This is a genomic window from Bradyrhizobium genosp. SA-4 str. CB756, assembly GCF_000473125.1.
GTDB classification, from domain to species: domain Bacteria; phylum Pseudomonadota; class Alphaproteobacteria; order Rhizobiales; family Xanthobacteraceae; genus Bradyrhizobium; species Bradyrhizobium arachidis.
The window spans coordinates 6,510,642-6,529,884 of the sequence record NZ_KI421499.1 but is presented as its reverse complement, the minus strand read 5'-3'; the positions used below and the strand labels follow the sequence as shown (position 1 = coordinate 6,529,884).

Genomic DNA, 19,243 nt, shown 5'->3' with positions numbered 1-19,243 from the left:
GACCCTGAACGAGCGAGCTCTCACTCTGCTGAAGGGATCGAGATATCGAGCGCTGAAACGGGCTGCTGACGCAAATAGCAAGCACGCATCTGTTCGCGTCGAGGCGAGATTATCGTCTCATGGAGGAGAGATCAAAGGGTGTGGGGGGGCACGCCCGATGGCGCAACATCAGTGGCGAAGCGAGATCGAGAACGCTGCGTCAAAGAAGGCCGGCGTCGAGCGAATAGGACCGGCGATCCTCCCGTCGGGCACTGCGGGAAGCTGCACGGAATGAACGATGGCCTGGCGCGTGTGCGCTCTCGCTGGCCGCTTCCTTAGGTGCGTCGGACGGTGTACGTTACCGTTTTGAAGCGCCCACTCTGATCACCCTTTCGTTTTACTCGCCAAGCCCGCTTGAAATGGAATGCGAGGTGCGCGTCCACTTCTCGCTTCTTCTGGTGGGTCGCGCTTTATATAGTTGGTCTGCATATTCGGCCTCGGCGTAAAACTACGCCACGCTTCCCTTCACATGGGGCAGCCACCGGAGCGCTGCCAGACACCCCCTAGGGTTTGCGCTGGAGGGGCATCGATCCCGCTAGTCATCTGGAACGCAAGTTCGTCACATTAGTTGATGGCTCGAATCTTTGCAGAGGAGAGCGCTTGTGGGGAATGCAGGTGTGAGAGGCCGGCCGATGCGACGCACTGGTCGATCCGCTCGATGGCTGCGGAAACTGGCTTTTCCCACACCACGATCCGCCGAATGTGGACGGCGTTCGGCTTGCAGCCGCACCGTAGCCAGAGATTCAAGTTGTCGAGCGATCCGCTGTTCGTCGACAAGATACGCGATATCGTCGGGCTTTATCTATCCCCACCGAACCGAGCCCTTGTCCTCAGCATCGATGAGAAAAGCCAGATTCAGGCCCTCGATCGTGAGCAGCCGGTCTTGCCGATGATGCCTGGCGTGCCGGAGCGTCGCACGCACAGCTATGTGCGGCATGGCACGACCACGCTGTTTGCCGCGCTCGATGTTGCTTCCGGCTTTGTCATTGGCAAATGCTACAAGCGCCATCGGGCGGTCGAGTTCTTGAAGTTCCTCAAAGAGATCGACGCTCAAATCCCCGAGGGACTTGCTGTCCATATCGTCATGGACAACTACGCCACCCACAAGACCCCCCAAGATCAAAGCTTGGCTCGCTCGCCGGCCGCACTATCATGTCCACTTCACGCCGACTTCCGCGTCATGGATCAATCAGGCCGAGCGCTGGTTCGCTGAACTCACCAGAAAGCAGATCCAGCGAGGTGTTCACACCTCCGTCAGACAGCTCGAGGCCGACATCCGTACCTTCATCGAACTGCACAACAATAACCCGAAGCCCTTCAAATGGACCAAGTCCGCAGACCAGATCTTGGCTTCCGTCAAACGCTTCTGCCACAAAGCCCAGCAGACTTTATGTGGCGAACTTTAGATTCACGTGACTAGCGCCACGGTACATAAGGCCAGCCTGCCGGCTTAACGCAGCTCGAGCACACGCCGAAGGCGTCCGAAAGTAGCTATCCTCTGGCGCTGCGAAGAGCTCCGATCCGGCACGCTGATAGCCTGGAAATGAAAAGAAATGGGACAAGCCATTTGGTAAGGTGTTATTTCCCCGCCTGAGCTATTGCCCGATGGCAGGATGACATGCCTCAACTTACTGTTCGCCGGGGCCGTCTTCTATCTTGCATTTGGTTGCCCTGAAGACTTCAACCCGGACTGCTTGTTTGGCAACGCGCTTGAGCAAAAACGGTGCTTGAGCGGCCGCATGGTAACTGTCCACGAGCGAATATCTCTGCAGGCTGAAGCCGGTGGTTAGACCCAGTCTACGCGCAACAGCCAGGGGCTTGCCAAGCGCCTGGGCTGCTAGAACGTCAATTCGGTGGAGCCGTCGGGGCGGCGTCTAGTTGCTGGGCGCCTGGCGAAGGTGTGGTCGCCGGTGGCATGGTGGTCGGCTGCGCTGCGTCCCTCGGGGAGCGGCCGACGATAATTGTGAGCAGACCGTCGCCCCACAACCGCCGTGCCGCTCTCTTGGCGTCCGCCAACGTCACCCCATCGACCACGGCGTTGTGCTTTTCGAAATAGTCGATGGGCAGCTTGTCAAGCTGCTGCTGCTGCAGCGTCCGCGCAAGCTTTGATGATGTGTTGAGAGCCAGTATTTGCGACCCTTTCAGGTAGGACTTTGCATCATCGAGTTCCTGCTGAGTGGGTCCCTCCTCGGCGATGTCGCGGACCTGCTTCTCGATTTCTTCGACCGTTTCGTCGGCTCGATCGGCGCAGGTGCCACTATTCCCGAGAAACATGGCTGAATGATCCAGCCACACCAGGTTCTCACGAACCGAATAGGCTAGTCCGCGTTTCTCGCGGACTTCGCGGAACAGACGCGCCGTCAGGCCGGCGCCGCCGAGGATGTGGTTGACGACATAGGCTGCCATGAAATCGGGCTCGCTGCGACGGAAGGCTGGACCGCCAAAAGTCACAACTGTCTGCGGCACGTCGAGCGGAATAAAGAGCCGCCGCGGCGGCTTTGCTGCAACGACTTCAGGAACCGGCACCGCTTCCGCTTCGGTCGGCAGGCTGCCAAAGGTCTTGTCGAGCAGTTTGCAGAGGACCTCTGGACGGACGTCGCCGACCACCGCAAGTTTCAGCGTGTCTTTTGCTATCACGCGCCGAGCATAGCCCTTGAGATCCGCGATCTCGATTTTCGGCACGCTATCCAGCGAGCCCCCGGCTGGGCGAGCATAAGGATGATCGCCAAAGGCGACTTCGAGAAACTTGAGATGGGCCAGAGACGAAGGATCGGTCGAGTCGTGCCGAAGGCGCGCAAGCACAGTGGCACGGATCCGTTCGACGTCGGTCGCGTCGAAACGGGGCGAGGTTAGCGCCATCCGTAAAAGGTCGAAGGCTTCGTCTGCGTTGTCCTTGAGCGTGCGCAAGGAACCGCGGAAGTGATCATGGGTCGAGTGAAAATGCAGATCAATGGCACGATGGTCGAGCCGCTCATGGAAGGTCTTGAAGTCAAGCCCGGCAGAACCTTCCTTGAGCAGGCCAGCGACCATGTGGCTCACGCCAGGTTTTTGTTCGGGGTCCTGAGTCGCGCCGCCGGTGAAGGCAAATTCCATCGCGATCAACGGGAGAGTGGAATCCTGCACGAACCAGGCTTCTATACCGCAAGACGAAACCAGGCGCTTGATCCCGGTCCCGGCAAGCGTCCTCGTGGCGGCAAGCGAATTGGGCGAAGCGAGCATCGCGATTGAGAGGGAGGCTCCCCCGAGGAGGATCTCACGTCGTGTGCAAGGATGGATCATTAGAGCTTCTCCCCCTGTTTTGGGGTGGACTCTTTGATGAGATAGCCGGTCACCGATCGTTTCTTGTCGAGCCATTTCGGCGCGGCCTCGTGCACCTGCTGTGCATCGACCGCGCGGATGCCGTCGGCCCATCCTCGAATATCGTCGACGGATAGTCCCGTTGTCAGGCCGCGGCCATACCAGCGGGCTAGCATTTCCTGATTGTCCTGGACATAGGTTACCTGCGCGATCAGCCGCGTCTTGACCCTCTCGAGATCCTCGGTGCTCGCGAGATTACCCGCAATGTCGGCTATTACCTCGTCGATGGCGCGCTCGATCTGGCTGAGTTTGACGCCGGGTTTTGGTAGGGCAAAAATCGCGAATAGCGAGGGATCGAGCGCGGCAGAGTGGTAGCTCGCTCCGGCAGTGACGGCGAGCTGCTTTTCGACCACCAGCGAGCGATAGAGGTATGAGTTGACGCCGCCGCCCATCAACTGCTCGAGCACGTCAAGCACTGGACCCTCGCCCGCGGCTGCGGTGCGAGCCGATGGTACAAGATAATAGCGGTGCAGGGCTGGCTGCTCGACGCGGGCATCGGCCAACGTCACTGTGCGCGGCGCTGCCGGCGTCGGCTCTTGCGGCCGCAGGCGTTCCAGGGGAATTGATGCTTGCGTGGGGATGCCGCCAAATGTCTTCGTCACCATCGAGCGGATTTCCTTGGGGGCGACGTCGCCAGCGACAATCAGGATCGCGTTGTTCGGTGCATAGAAGCGCTTGTAGAAGGTAAGCGCATCCTCTCGGGTAAGAGTTTCGATTTCATGGCGCCACCCGATAATGGAGCGACCGTAGGGGTGATTGAGGTAAAGCGCCGCCATCATCTGCTCGGCAAGACGTTCACGTGGATTGTTGGCGACCCTCATATTGAATTCCTCCAGCACGACGTCGCGCTCACAAAGCACGTCCTCATCTTTGAGAATGAGACCGGTCATGCGATCGGCTTCAAATTCCATCATCTTGCCGAGGTGCTCGAGCGGCACGTGCTGGAAATAGCTGGTGTAGTCGAGCCCGGTGAAGGCGTTCTGATTGCCGCCGGCGCGCAGGACGGCCGTGGAGAAGGCATCCGCCGGATGTTTGGAGGTGCCCTTGAACATCAGGTGTTCGAGGAAATGCGCGAGCCCCGATTTGCCAGGCGGCTCGTCGGCGGAGCCCACCTTATACCAGATCATCTGAGTCACAACGGGTGTGCGATGATCCGGGATCACGAGCACCTGGAGGCCGTTCTGAAGCGTGAAGCTAGCGGGTCGATCCGATCTGACCCTGTCGGCAAGGACGCTCTCCTCTTCAGGTAGATATAAGTCAGTGCTGTCATCCATCCTGTGCTCGACCGCCGCCGCGGTGGGCGTCGTCGAGCCGGAAGTATTAGCGGCGGTACCTCCTGCCTCGGCGGTGACCGAAATCAGATTCTTCATGGTAGCGCCTTTCATTCCATGCTGATCCACGTTCACGGCAGACAAATCCGACAAAGCGCGGAGCCGCTCGTTGTCTGCCAAACAGCAGAGCAAAGACCGGACCAGTTGCTGGAGTGGTGTACTCACGGCCGCGCGCACGCCAAGTGGATACAAAACCGAACTGGCACCTACCATCCTGGCAAAAGGTGAACCGTCGACATGTCGTGAACACGACATTTACAGACAACGCGTCAGGGATAACCTGGCGTCAACTGGCGCAATGGAAAACTTGCAGAAGAGGTGGATTGAGCTGGCGGTATGACGTCCGAGCAATTGTCCGTAGGCTCGCGGTTACAGATCTCGCTCTACACGATGAGTGGCTTGGCAATATTTCTCATGGTAGCGAGGCGGGAGTCTGCCAGCAGCTCCTTGGAGTACACTGCGCCGAAGTAGTCCAGGACGAAGGTGCCAGAATAGCATAGGTTATCCGCCGCGCGGATTAGGTTGTCGAGAATTGTGCCGACTTGGCCAATGCGGTCGCGATAGCGCGAGCGGATAACATTAACGGCGTTCATCGAGTGGACCGCCTCGTCAGCAATTACCTGCCGCAGCCAATGATGGAACGTGGTGTTCCCAAGGGCGTCATAAAACGGCTTTTCTGCCGCATAGGCGCGGCAAGTGCACATTTCATCAAATGCGATCATAACCATCACGGAAAACTCGTCCTTCAGGTGTTCAACGATCGGCCCAAAATCATGAGATCGAGCCTCCAATCTCTCCCGAAGAGTCCTCTCGGATCCATTGGCGACAAGTTCAATGATCCGGATGAATCCGTCGGTGTGGCGCTCTTCGTCAATCGCCCAGGCGTTAAAGAATGCAGCAGCTTCATCGGAAGCGATAAGATTTCTCGCGACTAATTCTTGTTTCAAGTACCGGGCGTCATATTCAGTGTACAGATCAGGCCACAATTTGTCCCAACGTGCGCGGACAGCCGGCGGCTCGGCGGCGAACATCGCTGGCGTAAGAGTATTGAATAATTCTTTTGGACTCCAGTTCCGTCGAAACGGCGTGATCATCCAAGTGCCCCTAAACCCGTAGGACGCGAGCGCGCCGGCGCACAATTGCTGTCGTCCGTACGCTCGCAGAGCATATGCTACAAACAAGAGCCCGTCGCCTCCTTGTTTTGGTAGGCTGATGGCCAGAGGTCTTTCGGCTGGCTGAAGCGTCCCCTTGAATGGCGCATTAGCCTTTTGTGATCCACGCGGCCGCAAAACCAGGGACACTTGTCATTGCTAGTTCCGGGTCTAAAACGGCCTCACTCGACCTCGTGAGGGCGCTCTGGTGGGCCGCCATGCTGACAGGCACGATAGTTTGACCAGATCGACGGTGCCGCATATTGAGGGGTACGACTGCGGCACGTTTTGAAGCACAATTTGCGGCACACGTGGCATCTGATGGGAGGCCCGGCATCAATCGGGTGTGGACCAATGGTGGTAGTCTGCGTCCCAGTGGATCCCGAACGTTAGTCTCGTTCCCATAGCCCCTTAATTTTCGGGATTGCGGCGATACTACTTCCCATGAGTATCGATGAGTATCTCTGGCCTACTTCGATTCTGCTAAATTCTCAGTGAAATCCCTGTGCACTCCGGCCGCGCAAGCGCACCGCTAAACAAATAAACGGAGCAACGGAAGAGACTCGGAAGGTTATGCGATAAGCTTACGCTACCTAGTAGATTGCCGAGGGTTGCGCGATTGAGAGGATCCTCGCTAAGCAGCATTTCGGTTGTCGACCGGCGAGGTAAACAGCTGCTCAATCTCGCTAGCTTCGATGAGACGGAGGAAGTCACAGTTGCGTGCCCGTTTGCTGTTTATGGAGGAAAAAGGATGGCGACAAAGCGCCGGCTCTCTGTCTTTCAAATCACCAATAAACGGATTGCTCAAACGGCTTCCACTCCGACCGCTAACGGATCGAAAACGGTTTTCGAGCAAGTTCTTGCCCGGGATAGCAGGGGAGGAGATCCACACATGAGCGGAGCGGCCGTTATGGAAAACGTGCGCCGCTATCGCGCGATAGCTTCGTTGTGCCGTCAGTCAGCCACATTTCGGCCAATCCAACGGGACTCATTGCTAGCGCAAGCTGCAGAGTGGGAGGAACGGGCGATCGCAGAGATCGAGAGATACTTCAGTTGTTCTGCTGCACGTCCTGCTTGATTGCGCTCGACGATGAAAAGTATCCACCACCTGGCCAATAGGTCGGATCACGAAAGGCAATGCTGGCCAAACGATCCAGTTTCCGATGTTGCGCCGCGCAAGGAAAGCGGAAGCTCAATTCCGCCATCCCCTGCGGATGCAGAAATCATTGATCAAGAATTATATGGCGAAGGGCATGAGATGCGAGGCTGACCTCCCTAAAGTCGATTTGGCCAATGACATCGGTTATCTTCGTGTAGAGCCTGTGCGCTCTACATAAAGTCATATTCATCATCATGCGAATCGTTGGCGGGCTTTGCCGCACTCTCGGTACACCTGGCGTTGCCGCTATTGTCTTCAGTTGCGGCAGGATACAAAGGCGGTTTGCCCGCTCGTTGCCATTTGCATCCTTTGTTTTTCCATTTGTCCTCCTTCTTGGTGGGATCAAGCACCGTCATTGAGTCACTTACCTCAACAAGCCAAACGCTGCTGCGCGGGCTTTCGCTTCCGGATTGAAAGAGTGAGAGAGGACGAGCGGTTCGTTGCCGTCGATCCGGAGCTCATGTTCAAGCAAGATATCGCCCGCGTTATCGACAAGCGGATGAGTAGCCCGGAAACTCGTTTATTGAGGTGAGTCCGTCTCACCCGGGAAATTGTTCGCGCCGATCATTTTTTGCGCTTGAACAGCTCATTCGGGCGATCTCCGGCTTCCGTTCTCAGGAGCCCGGCGCTCGTGTTCACGAGCTGATAGGTGAAATATCGCGCTTTCACCGAACCAGACTTCGTGCCGAAGCAAAACGCAGTTCCATTGTGCGTTTAGCCTTTCAGGAACCCGAGCTAGACTATCGCTGCGGGTTCGCAGCCATATGCCCGATGTGTCCGCCATAAAACTCTGGCAGCTTGTTCCCGATTGAAGATCTTGATCTCAACCACTAGTGGCTCGTCGACCAGTGCGTATGGCGGGACTGCAGTCGAAAATGAACCAGAGGAGAAACTCGATGGCGCCGAATTCAGGAATGAGAGTATATCCGGCGAAATGTTGGCGATGCGCGTAGTACCGGTCATTAGTCGCGCGTTCTCATTTCATGGGCCTCGGAAGCGCATTTGATATCGGATAAATTTCTGGTGCGCTGAAACATGAAGCCTCCCATTTGTATCGACGAGTTCGCGGGGGCTGCTCGCCGATTGAGTGTTCCGCGTTGATGGTAAGCCTAGCTGTCGGCATGCTGATAGCTAAGCATCAAGACGTTACCATTCCGATCCGCTCCCGCATGGGCTCGTTCGAGATAGCGCCGCGAAGTGCGGGCCGTCCGCCTGCAGTGCTGGGTCGGCGCCGCCGGTCTCCGTCTTACCTTCAAGAGCGAGGGACAGTTTGAAGTTATTGCGCAGCATCGGGTTTGCGGGTTCCGCTGCGAGACCTTGGCGGTAAAGTTCTTGGGCCTCCCGATGTCGGCCCTCGTGATCGAGAACAACTGCTTTGGCATTCAATGCGCGCAGGTCGCCAGGGGCTGCCAATAAGATCCCGTCGAGCACCTCAAGCGCATCATTCGGGCATTTGCGTGCCAGCAAAGCCCGCGCAAGAGGAATCGCGGCATCAACATTATCCGGTCGTTGCTTCAGCGCATCGCGCAAAGCCTTCTCGTCAGCATCCCGACCGAGGGCGAGAGCGATGCGCTCGCGCATAGCTGGATCGACCTCCTTGGCCCCGACCAGCTCTGCCGCAGACGTCGGCTGCTGTGAAAGACCCGACTTGTGCGAGTCAGCGCAACCCGCGAGCAGCACAATGGCAAGCATGGGAAGAAAGGCCGAGCACGAATGGCGACGAATGTTACGCCAGCGCCGCAGAACGTTAATCTTACATGAATTCATAAGCGACCTTACGACCCCAAACCTGTGCTCGTCAGCCGGCCGTAGGGAGGAGGTCACGATGCCCTCCTGTAGGAGTCTTGTCCTTGCCAGGCGCAAGTTTGACGGAGCCAATCGGCTGGACGGTGAAATCCGAGGCGAGATCCTGATAGGAGAGAACAGGTAGGTCTATTCCATTGCGGGTGAGAAAGCCGCGGACGAAGCGCCGGATATCCATCGATCCCAGGATAACTGGCTGGTTCTGACTACGTGCGATGCTCGAATGGATCTGGCGAAATTGTGAAAGCAGCATCTCGCTTTGCCGATCCTCCAAAACGAGATAGGGACCGACAGCGGTCTCGCGCACGGCATTGCGCACGATATCCTCGGTCTCGCGCTCGACGATAAAAGCCGCCACAACACGATGGGCGTTGGCGTAGCGGTGACAGATCTGCCGCTTCAGAGCGGAGCGCACATATTCGGTGAGCAGTACGGCATTTTGTTCCCGTTCGCTCCATTCTGCAAGCGCCTCCAAAACCAAACGGGTGTTCCGGATCGGGATGCCCTCGTCCAACAAGCGACGTAGGACGTCCGCGATGCGAGGGATCGGTGTCGTGCGCAGAACCTCTTTCACCAGATCGGCATATTCCTGCTCCATCCGGCCAAGCAACTGACGCGTTTCCTGAATGCCCACCAGGCGCTGTGCATAGCGCGTCAACGTTGACTGGACGCGCAAGGCGATGATTTCGCTCGGACGGTGGTGCCCTATTCCGGCGGCGTGGAGAGCAGGCGCATGGACTTGTTTGATCCAGATCCGATTCGTGTCTGGGTCGTGCCAAAAGGGGATCCCGCTCAAATCAATGTTCGCCACGTCGTCATTAAGTAAGAGTTGTGTAGGGTCAATGGCGCCCTCTTCCACGGGCACTCCTTCGACATCCACCCGGAATTGCAATTGGGCCAGGTGCTTTGCGCTTTGGGCGGGAATGCGTGGAATTGTGATGCCAAGATCAGCTGAAACCAGTGCCGAAACCCGGGCGACGCACTGCTCGAGTTCCCCTACGTCGATTGCCTGCAACAGGCTCGGCGCTAGCAACAGCGTAATTGGAAGTGCCTCCGCGGGCACGGCTTGCTTCTGACCCTGTGCGGAAGCGGGAGCCGAACCGGTGGGACCGGCGCCGGCTTTGGGAGCGGTCTTGCCCTCTTGCACGCCAACCTTGACAAAGCTGGCGGCGGAGAAGAGCGCGGCCAGTATGACAAAGGGGGGCAAAGGGAAGCCAGGAACGAGCCCCATCACAAGCAAGACACAGGAGGATAAGCGTAGCGCTTGTGTGCTGGCCGTAAGTTGGTTGACGATATCGGCGCCGAGATTGAGTTTGGAAGGACCGTTGACACGAGTAACAATGGTTGCTGCCGTAATTGACAGCAGCAGAGCCGGAATCTGCGAAATGAGCGCATCACCGATCGTCAGGATGGTGTATTGATGCATCGCCTCCTCGAGGGACATGCCCTTGGAGAGTGATCCGATCGTGATGCCACCCAGCATGTTGATGCAGATGACTATAAGTCCGGCTATGGCGTCGCCCTTCACGAATTTCATAGCGCCGTCCATCGCGCCGTGCAGTTGGCTTTCTCGCTCCAGCGCGCCGCGCCGGCTGCGGGCTTCGTGCTGATCGATATGGCCGTTGCGCAGCTCCGCGTCGATTGCCATCTGCTTGCCCGGCAGCGCATCGAGCGTGAAGCGCGCCGATACCTCCGCCACCCGTTCGGCGCCCTTGGCGAGAACCATGAACTGCACCATGGTCACGATCAGGAATATGACAATGCCGACGGCGATGTTGCCGGATATGACGAAATCGCCGAACGTATGGATGATGCTGCCGGCATCGCCCTCGGCTAGGATCAGTCTCGTCGTTGCAACAGTAAGAGCGAGACGAAAGACGGTGGAGATCAGGATGACGCCCGGTAGGGACGAAAAGTCGAGCGGCGTGTTGAGATACAGGGCTACCATCAACAGCAATATGGCAAACCCTAGATTGAAGCCGATCAGCATATCGATCACGATGATCGGGATCGGCATGATCATCATTCCGATCGCCAGAAGAAGCATCATCGCGACCATCAAGTCCGGGTGAGCCGGCGCGCGCGTGATGAGATTTCGTAGAAGGTTGGCCATGAGAAGCCTTATTTTTGTTCGATTGCAGCTATGCGGCCCCGCAACAAAACATAGCGTTTGAAGACGGCTTGCGCTTCGGTCATGCGGCCAGCGTGACGCAGCGCGTGGCTGCGCATCAGCATCAAGGGCAGGCACGAAGACGGCTCGTCATCCAGTTTGTCTAGCTTGTCCAATACCGACAGTGCTTCGTCACCGCGACGCTCCGAGATGAGAGCGTAGGCCAGGATGCGGAGCAGGCCGATGTCTTGGGACTGTTCGTGAGCGACCAGCCGCAACAGAGCCAGGCTCTTGTCGCTCTGTCCGCACGCAAGGTAGACATAAGAAAGCACGCAGAGCAAATCTCGCTCCGGCCCGGAGATCAGCTCGACAGCGCCGGCTTCGGAAACGCGCTGTGTAGATGTGAAGTGTTGCGCTTTATCTGGCCCGACCATCGCTAGCCTTTGATCAAGCCGTTGTGACTCTGCCGGAGCAGGATTAATCGCTGCAGCTCCAGTTGTAGAAGCGCGGCCCCTTCACGTGACACCAAATCCTCTGGCGCGGCTGATAGCGTATCAGCCAAACGCTCCAGAAGAAGGCCGTGTTGCTCTGGACGCAGAACATGCGAATGACGTAAGCGCGGCGTCACGAAGGAGAGCAGACTGTGCGCGAGATTGGGCTCATTAAGCCAAGCGAGTTCCGAGCCTGGCTCGACCTGACCTGGCGGAGCGCGCGCCTCGTCGAGATTGACGCGCGAAACTGCATCGATCGAACTGAGCTCGAGCGCGCTCTCGATCGTGGCGTCCACCAACGGATCCAGCAAGTCGCTGTGACGAGAAATTGAGGTGTGGCTCTTGTTATCATTGCCACGCGTCCGATCAATCCCGATGGACTTACCTCGAGAACTAACCGGCGTGATGGCAGATGCATGATGATCGACGTTTGGCTCCTGAAATGAGGTGCCAGGCTTGACGGGATTCGGGGGCAGCCTAGTCATGGCACTTTGCTTCCTTACCTGCGGCCTAAACGCTAATAGGGTAGGGTGGCAAGCCGGCCATCCCGGCTCAGCAGAACACGCCCTTCCTCAATCCCGCAGACGGTCCATCCATTGCTCAAGAGCGCGCCGACGAAATACTTTTGACCAGCAATGACAATATAGGGTTCGCTCCCGCGCCAAACAGCTTGGACCTCAATTGCGAGGGGCGTCTTCTCATCCTTGATGGCGACCGCATTGACGAGCGTATAAGCGCCATTGCTATTTTGATCAAACCGCTGCTGGACGTCTCGCCATGTGGCGAGCGAGGCGGGCGTAACGGTGCCGTCGGCGGTGACAACGCCCACCCCAGAGCCGACCTTGATGCCGACAAGACCCGCTCTGTCAACTTCCTCTTGCAGCCGCTCGGCAGCTGCATCGGTGGCCAGAGCATCAGGAGCGCTGAGCGCCAGCTTGGGTGCAATGTCCGTAGCAGGGGACGACGGACTTGACGCCAAGGTGGTGTCGGTCTGGACAAAACTGGATGAGACTGCGGCAACCGCGGCAGAGCTGATCAGGACCAAAGTGAGAACGGCGAGCGATATACGCCGGCGGTTGATGGAGCCAGCTTGTTTGTAGTCCTCGATCGTCCAGCGAATGGACATCGCCCCGGCATGCAAAACGACAGGAAGAGAGACAACAATGGGCTCATTAGCTAAAACAGTCTCGTGCCCCTCGATCCTAACGTCCCTCGCAAGGGCCTCGATCTCGATTGAATTGAAATGCGGGGTAACACGAAGATGGTGCGGTTCGAGGCCTTGTTCGACGAAGATTAAGTCTGCATCGAGGCTGCTGCCAATCAGACACGATCCGCCCCCCACTTTACTTGTCAGCCCAGAATAACACCCGGACAGCACTTCGAAATGCAGGCAATTTGGTTCATTCACGGTCGGTTTCCTGAACAGTGAACGGGACCGTACGGCAAAACCGTACGGCCCTTGCGACTTCACAGACTAAGCAGCCGGGGAAAGTGGGGCGGCGACGCCGCCCCATCTCATCCCTTACTGCACCCGCTCATCGGCCGCTTTTTTGATAGTCGAAAGCTCAGTCGAGACAACGCGGAGTTCCACGTCCCTCTCAGCAGCCTTTGTGCTGGTCGCAGTCAGAGCGGCGATTTGCTTTTGGAATGCCGCCTCTCCAGCAACTTCAGCACCCGCGGAAGCGGCTGCAGCAGTAGCGGTGCCGGCTGCCCCACCTGCAGTCGAGGTACCAGACGCACCAACTCCTTTACCCATACTATTCTCCTGTTTGCTCGATTTCGCCGCCACGTGCGGCTCCTATTTCCTAACGTCGCAACATGCGACGTCAGGAATCCTCCTCTGTCTCGGCCATGACATCGTCGAAACGGCTCATTGCACTATTCGCAAATTGGAGAGCAATGGCTCCCAGAGCGACGTTGAACGCTTGCTGCATAGCGGCTTCATGCGAGTTACTGCCCGGATTGGACGCGCCGCCGTTTGCGGGAATGTTGGCATCAGGCGATCGGCCATGATCGTCGCGCTCGCCAGGCTTTTGAGATCCGTTTTTACCGCCGCCTTTGCCGCCAGCCGCATGGAGGTCAGCATCAACGTGTCCAGCGGCGCTAGAGCTCGCAACGCGCATGGAGTTCTCCTATGTCAATTCGATGTGCCAATGGAGGCAGTTTCCACCCTCCACTATGCAAGTATTAGCTTTCGACAAGCTGACGAGTCGTAGAAAACACAATGAGCCGATGGTGGGTCGTCATTAAACGTTTCACCAGCAGACCGTATTTGAAAGGTTGCCGGCCAAAGCTGGAGATCAGATGGTTAAGACAAACAATCGTTTGTGGAGCTTGATCGGGTGAGCACGTTGCTCATCGCTTCGAAAGCGTTCAATTGGCGAAATATCAAAGCCGCCACTAATAAAAGCGTTTTGGGCTCGACGTGCTGCAATCTCGGCTCATGTCTCTTGCGATGCCTCCGAGCTCTTTCGACAATTTGCTTGCGGTCAGGCGATGCGGCACGGAGCTTGACCTCGTCGGGAGCGAGGCTGAAGGCCAGAGTGACGGCCGATCCAGCGGCCAGAGCGGTCCATCGGACCTAGCTGGCCAGGGCAGATCCGTCAATCGCGACCCATTTCAGGGAGACCGAGCAGGAGCCCGCTGCTCGAGAAAGAGCCCTTCGGCTCTACCGCTCTGGACCAATGTGCTCTCGATCCTTGCGCAATCGGCTGGCTCCTCGGCTGTGGCCGCCTGTCGGGTATTGTTAATGCATCGCGATGTTGACAGGCGGCGTATGCAGTCAATGGAACGTCACAGCGACAGATTGGGTTTGAGGTCGGATTCGAACGATCGAGTGCGGCCAACATAGTTTGTGCGCAGCGAAGGGCCGAAATAAGTTCCTCGGATTCGGGAGCGGTCTCAAGTGTGCTGGTGGAGCTTGCGCGACGCGCGGAGGTCGCGCAAGCTCAGTTTCGAGCGTCATCCTGAGAGGATAGCGTCGCTCCGCCTAGGCGTAAGCGCCTGCAGCTTGCAAGCGCTCGGACTCGATGCGAGCCTTCAGGTTATTTAAATAATCCTCCGCGTAGGACTGGGCCACCGAAACCGGCAGGTTGATGCCTGCCGTCGCGGCTTCTTGAATGGCCTGCTTCACCAAGCCTTCTCGCATTGCCAATTTGACCTCAGGTCCGGCGATGCAGCCCACCGCCTGTGCCGCAAGGCTCAGCCCGGCTTCTTCCAGCGCTTGCTTTATGTTGCCGCCACTGATGGCAGTGTGAAGAAGATTTGCAGCTTGCGCCTCGGCTTCGAGCACCATTGACGCCAGATCGGCCAATTCACCCAAGCCTGGAATGAAGCCAAGTACACCGACTGCTGTTGCGGCCCAGTCGAATACCTTAGAGCCAACTTTGAGCACGTCGTTAAGTGCGTGCATGAAGGCGCCACCGTTCTTTTTGGGAGACTTGATGTCGGGCTGGTCTGCCATGCCCGTCGTCATGTCCGCGACCGCGTCCTGCTCGGCAGGCGTTCGGACGGCATGCGTCTTCACTTGGTGAACGGTGCGGTTCGCACCCGACATGTTGTTGAAGAACTGGTCGAAGTCGCTGTTGCTGATGTTGCCGGAATCGACCGTATGGCCGCCGCCGAAGTCGAAGAACTTGTGGTGGGTTTTGTAGCCCGTAATCGCGTTGTTCATCAACCCGAACAACACAGGATCGGAGAGCAGCTGGGAGGCCGCCTTTCGCACCTCGGGCGCGAGGCTCTTATCATCGACCATGCTCGCCAGCGTTTCCCGGGTCAGGTCACCCTTCCCGAAGAAAGCGTTTTGGTTCTTGCTGATCGTATTGAGCGTATCGAGCTCGGCTTGCGTGAGATTGATCGATGATGAAGCAACCTGCAGGAAGTCCTCTTTGTGGACCTTGTCTATCGAGCCACCGTACAACTGCTTCCATTCATCCGGGTGGTCGAGGAAGTATTGAGCGGCGGCGAGGACCTGTGGCGGGCATTTGCCGGTTTTGGCTTCGCCGTCGACGATCCGCTTGAAATCCGCAAGGCTCAGGTTCTTAGGCAGGTTGTCGGCATAGCGATAGAGCTCGCGCACTGCATCGGTCTGGGTCATAACCGATGGCTCGCCATTCCGGGTGCCGTCGGAAGGGATATAGTTCTGCGTATAGCTCTCTGCCCGCTGCTCCTGGAAAGCAGCAACCTGAGAGTGGTGATCGGAGAAGCCGGAGAGATCACCTGCTTTGATCTTCCCGCCGCAGCGGCCGTCACCTTGCGAGCCTATCGCATAGAAGAGCTCTGGGTCCTGTTGCAACGCCTCGATCGCCGCCTTTAGATCCGGCGGTGTGGAGGGATCGTTGGCCAGATCTCCGAGAGATTTCCAATCCAGCGGGCATTTGTCTTTGTGTCGGTTCAGCACCGACACAATCTCCAGCTCGGCATCAGTCAACGTGCCGCTGTTCCACGTGATCCTGGAGCTTTGTACGGGTGCCTCTGCAATCTTTGGGGCGCTCGCAGCGGAGGAGGACTCCGCGGAGGATGGCTCTGGGGCCTGCTGACATGCGTCCAGTGCGGCCTTGATCTCCGGCGGGAGGATGCTCCGCACCTCCTGCGTGAGTTCCTCCGTCAGCCGCTTGGCTGAGTCTGCAGCCGGCGGATTCTGTGGAGTGGAATGGTCATCGGCATTGTCTTTCAACGAGAAACTAGCCAGCATCGCCTCGAAATTTGAAAGATCCCGCACCGATGAGGGCCCAGGCGCCAGCCCTGACAAAGTGGAGCCCGCGGTTAGCGACAGGTTGTTGACTGACATTATACGTCCTCTGATTTGAGATCGCACCACAAGCGGGGCGTGTGGCGCAGCCCGAGAATCGCGACGAGCAACGAGCAATAAACGTCGATAGGAGTCGATGGCTCCTACCACTTGCTTCCGATTGCTCAGTGCGCCCCAGCGCTCAGTTCCGCTACAATCTATAGGCACATCGCCGTCTAGATATTCACGCCGTATGGTAGGTTCGATTAGCTTTCCAAAAGCTGACGGCGTTCAGAGGTTTCATAACGAAACGCGAAATGACAGTGTGAAAGGCGGTGATGGTTCTTGATATCGGGATCGGCTTGCCTGTTTTGTTTCGATCGCTCGCCGACCGGCGGGCGACGCGGACGAGTGGGACGCTGGGCTGTTGTCCGCCGGGCTTAGCGCGTTGAACTCCATGCTGTTCCTCCTTTTGGACAACGGAGGGGCTTTCATTCTTTTGCGACGAAGCTCATTTGCATGGCAGAGTTCGTAGAGTTGTTCAAAAAGCTCGCACGAGGCGCTAAAGCGGCAAAGCACGGTCACCGATGCTGCTGGCCAGGACTCTGGTTCGCATCGGTGGCTCCGGCCGGACGTTTAATGCGCCGCCCTGCGGCATCGGCCATCTACATATCCGCGCTCTGATAATGGCAGCAGTAGCCTTCGAAAAGCTGAGAGGGCATAAGCAGACGCATTGCACCTCTTCGTAGGCGATCTGTTGTCATCAGGTCATTTCTTACCTGCATCGGGTAGGTGGACCATGCCGTCTTGATGTGGTGCCTCCGGCGAAGGAGCGTCATTCGGTCGTCCTTCGCGAACGACCACGCTGGAGGATCCCCGAAACAGCATCAAAACCGACTCGTGCGGTGGCTTTTCGCCACCACTCGAGTTTCGCCGTGCCTGTGCCTCCGCCGCAAGTCCTTTGAGTGTTTGCTCCACAAGCGCGACAAAGCGGGGTGGACCAGAGGCGAAGACGAGGCCATCTCCCGGTACGGCTCTCACGATGTAACGCTCGTCGGAGATGTTGAGCGCATCGAGTGCCGCCTTGAACGCATCAAAGCTGATTGGACTCAAGACCAAAAGGCGGCTTTGCGCCTCATGCGCGGCGGATACATAGATTACCAGCCCATCGTAGTACCATTGAAGATTGTAGAGATTGATCAACCGTTCGAGGAACTCTCGCGGTGGGAGATCGGACATTCGCCCGCGAATCCGCCCCTTTACCCCGGCGCTGACATTGACTCTGATGTTTAGGTTGTTGCCGAATTCCTGCAGTGCGGCCGCGAGGTCCTGGTCCAGAACTGTGTAACTATAAGGCGTCGATGGCAGCGCCAGGGGAGCGCCGAGCGCCTCGACGACGCCCAAGAAAATGAAAACACCAGCATAGAGAAGTTTCTTCAAGATGTGCCGCCTTGTAGATGGAATGAGCATTCCTGCTATTTTTTCGCTTGAGAACAAGCACTGGAATTCGTCCCAAATTTTGGAAGCCGCTGCCTCGTCCAAAATTGGAAGCTGACCGTGATCATTAGATGACAGCTGCTCGTCAGTTTTTGGTCAGCTTGCTTCTCTAAGGTGCCGGCCCGTTCGTGTGAACTGATGGCTCACCTCACTACGTGACAGAAATGATTTCCTCCATGTTGTTTGGCATTGCGCCGACCCCTGTCAACTCCGTCGAGTGTGCCTCCAACGGCTGTTCGCCGGCACACGCCCAGTTTGATGAGAGTCTTGCGCAGGCGGCCTCGAACCAAGGTGGCGCCTCTTCTGTGACCGAGCGCGCGCCAGCTCCATTGCTGCCGGAAGTACCGCGCGCAGTCACTTCGCCGAGCCCGCTCGGCGATCGCGTCCTTCAGAGCATTTCTGCTATCCATCAGGGCAAACCAGTTCCGTCGGGTGCAGTTTCGCCGACGCTCGTCGGCGAGCCTGATCCTACCAAGGGTCTCCAGCTTGGGCCGGCAGCGCAACCAGTCTTGCGTGTGCAGCAAGTCGAGGTACATCCAGCGGGCAAACCGGAAGGTGCGGATCATTTCGATTCGGCGCTGGCGAATCTGCGGGATGTTTACAACGGCGTTATCCAGGTTTCGCTCCTCTCCAAGGGGACAGGTGCTGTCAGTTCATCTCTGAACAAGCTTCTATCGGCGGGCTGAGTGGGCCGTTGGCTGTCTTGACGAAAGACAAGATCGGTAACGGCTGCCCCGCAAGAAAGCGGCTCCATGCTCTTGTCTTGTTGCCGCTTTTGCTGACCCTCGCCGGTTGCAAAGCTGATCTGTATACCAAAGTTCAAGAACGCGAAGCCAACGAGATGCTTGGGCTGCTCCTGAGCAAGGGCGTCGATGCCATTCGTGTTGTCGGTAAGGATGGGACCAGCACAATTCAGGTGGAAGAAAAGCAGCTCGCCTACTCAATCGAGCTTCTGAATAACCAGGGCTTGCCGCGCCAACCCTTCAAGAGCCTTGGTGAGGTGTTCAAGGGGGCGGGCCTCGTTGCCTCTCCGGTTGAGGAGCGAGCCCGCTACGTCTATGCTCTCAGTGAAGAATTGTCGCGCACGATCAACGATATCGATGGGGTTCTCTCCGCCCGTGTTCATGTCGTTCTGCCGAAGAATGATCTTTTGCGACAGGATGCAACCCCGTCTTCGGCGTCGGTGTTCATTCGATACGCCTCGAATGCGAAGCTCTCAGCCTTGCTGCCGCAGATCAAGATGCTCGTCGCCAACAGCATCGAAGGTCTATCATACGACAAGGTGGCGGTCGTGTTCGTGCCGGTTGAGCGGGCTCAGCATGAGGTCTCCGTTGTGCCAGCGGCAGCTTCCACCGAACCAACCAAGTTCATTGCAACCCGCATTGCGATCGGTGCAGGAGGTGGGCTCGCCGCGTTGGGCATTCTATCTTACGTGCTGCTGAGCACACGTGGGCGACAGCTTCGTCAATCCTGGCTCAAAGTGACAAGTTTCGGCAGAGATGCCAGCAAACCAGCGGGCCAGTCCGCCGGCAAAAAGCTCTCCTCCGATCCGAAATAGCGGCAGCAGGTCCGTATC

The 19,243-nt window shown here is 57.5% G+C and carries 15 protein-coding genes and 1 pseudogene; 4 read left to right on the top strand and 12 right to left on the bottom strand.

Annotated features, from left to right (window positions below):
• Positions 1-664: 664 nt before the first annotated feature.
• A pseudogene (locus BRAGE_RS50375) lies at positions 665-1,445 on the top strand (IS630 family transposase); the annotation flags it as partial.
• A 439-nt stretch (positions 1,446-1,884) separates the two neighbouring features.
• Here the strand turns inward: BRAGE_RS50375 and BRAGE_RS0131335 are convergent.
• The 3 genes from BRAGE_RS0131335 to BRAGE_RS0131325 form a co-directional block, all read right to left on the bottom strand.
• Positions 1,885-3,318 (bottom strand): M16 family metallopeptidase, encoded by a 1,434-nt coding sequence (locus BRAGE_RS0131335; protein ID WP_051378208.1) that lies wholly within the window; start codon positions 3,316-3,318, stop codon positions 1,885-1,887.
• Entirely contained in the window at positions 3,318-4,670 is a 1,353-nt protein-coding gene (locus BRAGE_RS50370; protein WP_051378563.1) for a M16 family metallopeptidase, read from the bottom strand. The genes BRAGE_RS0131335 and BRAGE_RS50370 overlap by 1 nt, the downstream gene beginning before the upstream one ends.
• A 440-nt stretch (positions 4,671-5,110) precedes the next feature.
• Positions 5,111-5,821, bottom strand: a complete 711-nt coding sequence (locus tag BRAGE_RS0131325; protein ID WP_231164220.1) for a hypothetical protein — start codon at positions 5,819-5,821, stop codon at positions 5,111-5,113.
• A 949-nt stretch (positions 5,822-6,770) separates the two neighbouring features.
• On the opposite strand from BRAGE_RS0131325, the gene BRAGE_RS57195 reads away from it, so the two are divergent.
• Entirely contained in the window at positions 6,771-6,956 is a 186-nt protein-coding gene (locus tag BRAGE_RS57195; RefSeq protein WP_084334825.1) for a hypothetical protein, read from the top strand.
• A 251-nt stretch (positions 6,957-7,207) separates the two neighbouring features.
• Here the strand turns inward: BRAGE_RS57195 and BRAGE_RS57190 are convergent, their stop codons facing one another.
• From BRAGE_RS57190 to BRAGE_RS0131260, 9 genes are all read right to left on the bottom strand, one after another.
• Positions 7,208-7,393: a hypothetical protein gene (locus tag BRAGE_RS57190; RefSeq protein ID WP_231164221.1), complete on the bottom strand. Its 186-nt coding sequence runs from the start codon at positions 7,391-7,393 to the stop codon at positions 7,208-7,210.
• A gap of 790 nt (positions 7,394-8,183) precedes the next feature.
• Positions 8,184-8,729: a tetratricopeptide repeat protein gene (locus tag BRAGE_RS50360; RefSeq protein ID WP_051378206.1), complete on the bottom strand. Its 546-nt coding sequence runs from the start codon at positions 8,727-8,729 to the stop codon at positions 8,184-8,186.
• Positions 8,730-8,835: 106 nt separating this feature from the next.
• Complete coding sequence (gene sctV / locus BRAGE_RS0131295) at positions 8,836-10,953, bottom strand: type III secretion system export apparatus subunit SctV (RefSeq protein ID WP_027563365.1); 2,118 nt, start codon at positions 10,951-10,953, stop codon at positions 8,836-8,838.
• A gap of 8 nt (positions 10,954-10,961) precedes the next feature.
• Positions 10,962-11,384 carry a histidine kinase gene (locus BRAGE_RS0131290; protein ID WP_027563366.1) on the bottom strand — a complete coding sequence of 141 codons (423 nt, stop codon included), beginning with the start codon at positions 11,382-11,384 and terminating at the stop codon, positions 10,962-10,964.
• Between the two features lie 2 nt (positions 11,385-11,386).
• Complete coding sequence (locus tag BRAGE_RS0131285) at positions 11,387-11,926, bottom strand: hypothetical protein (RefSeq protein ID WP_027563367.1); 540 nt, start codon at positions 11,924-11,926, stop codon at positions 11,387-11,389.
• Between the two features lie 32 nt (positions 11,927-11,958).
• On the bottom strand, positions 11,959-12,849 hold the full coding sequence (locus BRAGE_RS0131280) for a SctD/MshK family protein (protein WP_027563368.1): 891 nt from the start codon (positions 12,847-12,849) through the stop codon (positions 11,959-11,961).
• 418 nt (positions 12,850-13,267) lie between these two features.
• Positions 13,268-13,564, bottom strand: coding sequence for a hypothetical protein (locus BRAGE_RS55155; RefSeq protein ID WP_035730287.1), 297 nt, complete (start codon positions 13,562-13,564; stop codon positions 13,268-13,270).
• A gap of 866 nt (positions 13,565-14,430) precedes the next feature.
• Entirely contained in the window at positions 14,431-16,230 is a 1,800-nt protein-coding gene (locus BRAGE_RS0131265; protein ID WP_028146449.1) for an HrpF/NolX family T3SS translocon protein, read from the bottom strand.
• 708 nt (positions 16,231-16,938) lie between these two features.
• Positions 16,939-17,640: a secretin N-terminal domain-containing protein gene (locus BRAGE_RS0131260; protein ID WP_027563371.1), complete on the bottom strand. Its 702-nt coding sequence runs from the start codon at positions 17,638-17,640 to the stop codon at positions 16,939-16,941.
• A gap of 191 nt (positions 17,641-17,831) precedes the next feature.
• Between BRAGE_RS0131260 and BRAGE_RS56125 the strand changes: the two genes are divergently transcribed.
• Entirely contained in the window at positions 17,832-18,353 is a 522-nt protein-coding gene (locus BRAGE_RS56125; protein WP_159073962.1) for a nodulation protein NolB, read from the top strand.
• Between the two features lie 17 nt (positions 18,354-18,370).
• Complete coding sequence (gene sctJ, locus BRAGE_RS0131255) at positions 18,371-19,225, top strand: type III secretion system inner membrane ring lipoprotein SctJ (RefSeq protein WP_035731807.1); 855 nt, start codon at positions 18,371-18,373, stop codon at positions 19,223-19,225.
• The last annotated feature ends 18 nt before the right edge of the window (positions 19,226-19,243 follow it).

Coding starts and splice junctions, on each gene's coding strand:
- BRAGE_RS0131335 (WP_051378208.1), bottom strand. CDS start 3,318: ATGATCCATCCTTGCACACGACGTGAGATCCTCCTCGGGGGAGCCTCC.
- BRAGE_RS50370 (WP_051378563.1), bottom strand. CDS start 4,670: ATGGATGACAGCACTGACTTATATCTACCTGAAGAGGAGAGCGTCCTT.
- BRAGE_RS0131325 (WP_231164220.1), bottom strand. CDS start 5,821: ATGATCACGCCGTTTCGACGGAACTGGAGTCCAAAAGAATTATTCAAT.
- BRAGE_RS57195 (WP_084334825.1), top strand. CDS start 6,771: ATGAGCGGAGCGGCCGTTATGGAAAACGTGCGCCGCTATCGCGCGATA.
- BRAGE_RS57190 (WP_231164221.1), bottom strand. CDS start 7,393: ATGACGGTGCTTGATCCCACCAAGAAGGAGGACAAATGGAAAAACAAA.
- BRAGE_RS50360 (WP_051378206.1), bottom strand. CDS start 8,729: ATGCTTGCCATTGTGCTGCTCGCGGGTTGCGCTGACTCGCACAAGTCG.
- sctV (WP_027563365.1), bottom strand. CDS start 10,953: ATGGCCAACCTTCTACGAAATCTCATCACGCGCGCGCCGGCTCACCCG.
- BRAGE_RS0131290 (WP_027563366.1), bottom strand. CDS start 11,384: ATGGTCGGGCCAGATAAAGCGCAACACTTCACATCTACACAGCGCGTT.
- BRAGE_RS0131285 (WP_027563367.1), bottom strand. CDS start 11,926: ATGACTAGGCTGCCCCCGAATCCCGTCAAGCCTGGCACCTCATTTCAG.
- BRAGE_RS55155 (WP_035730287.1), bottom strand. CDS start 13,564: ATGCGCGTTGCGAGCTCTAGCGCCGCTGGACACGTTGATGCTGACCTC.
- BRAGE_RS0131265 (WP_028146449.1), bottom strand. CDS start 16,230: ATGTCAGTCAACAACCTGTCGCTAACCGCGGGCTCCACTTTGTCAGGG.
- BRAGE_RS0131260 (WP_027563371.1), bottom strand. CDS start 17,640: ATGCTCATTCCATCTACAAGGCGGCACATCTTGAAGAAACTTCTCTAT.
- BRAGE_RS56125 (WP_159073962.1), top strand. CDS start 17,832: ATGATTTCCTCCATGTTGTTTGGCATTGCGCCGACCCCTGTCAACTCC.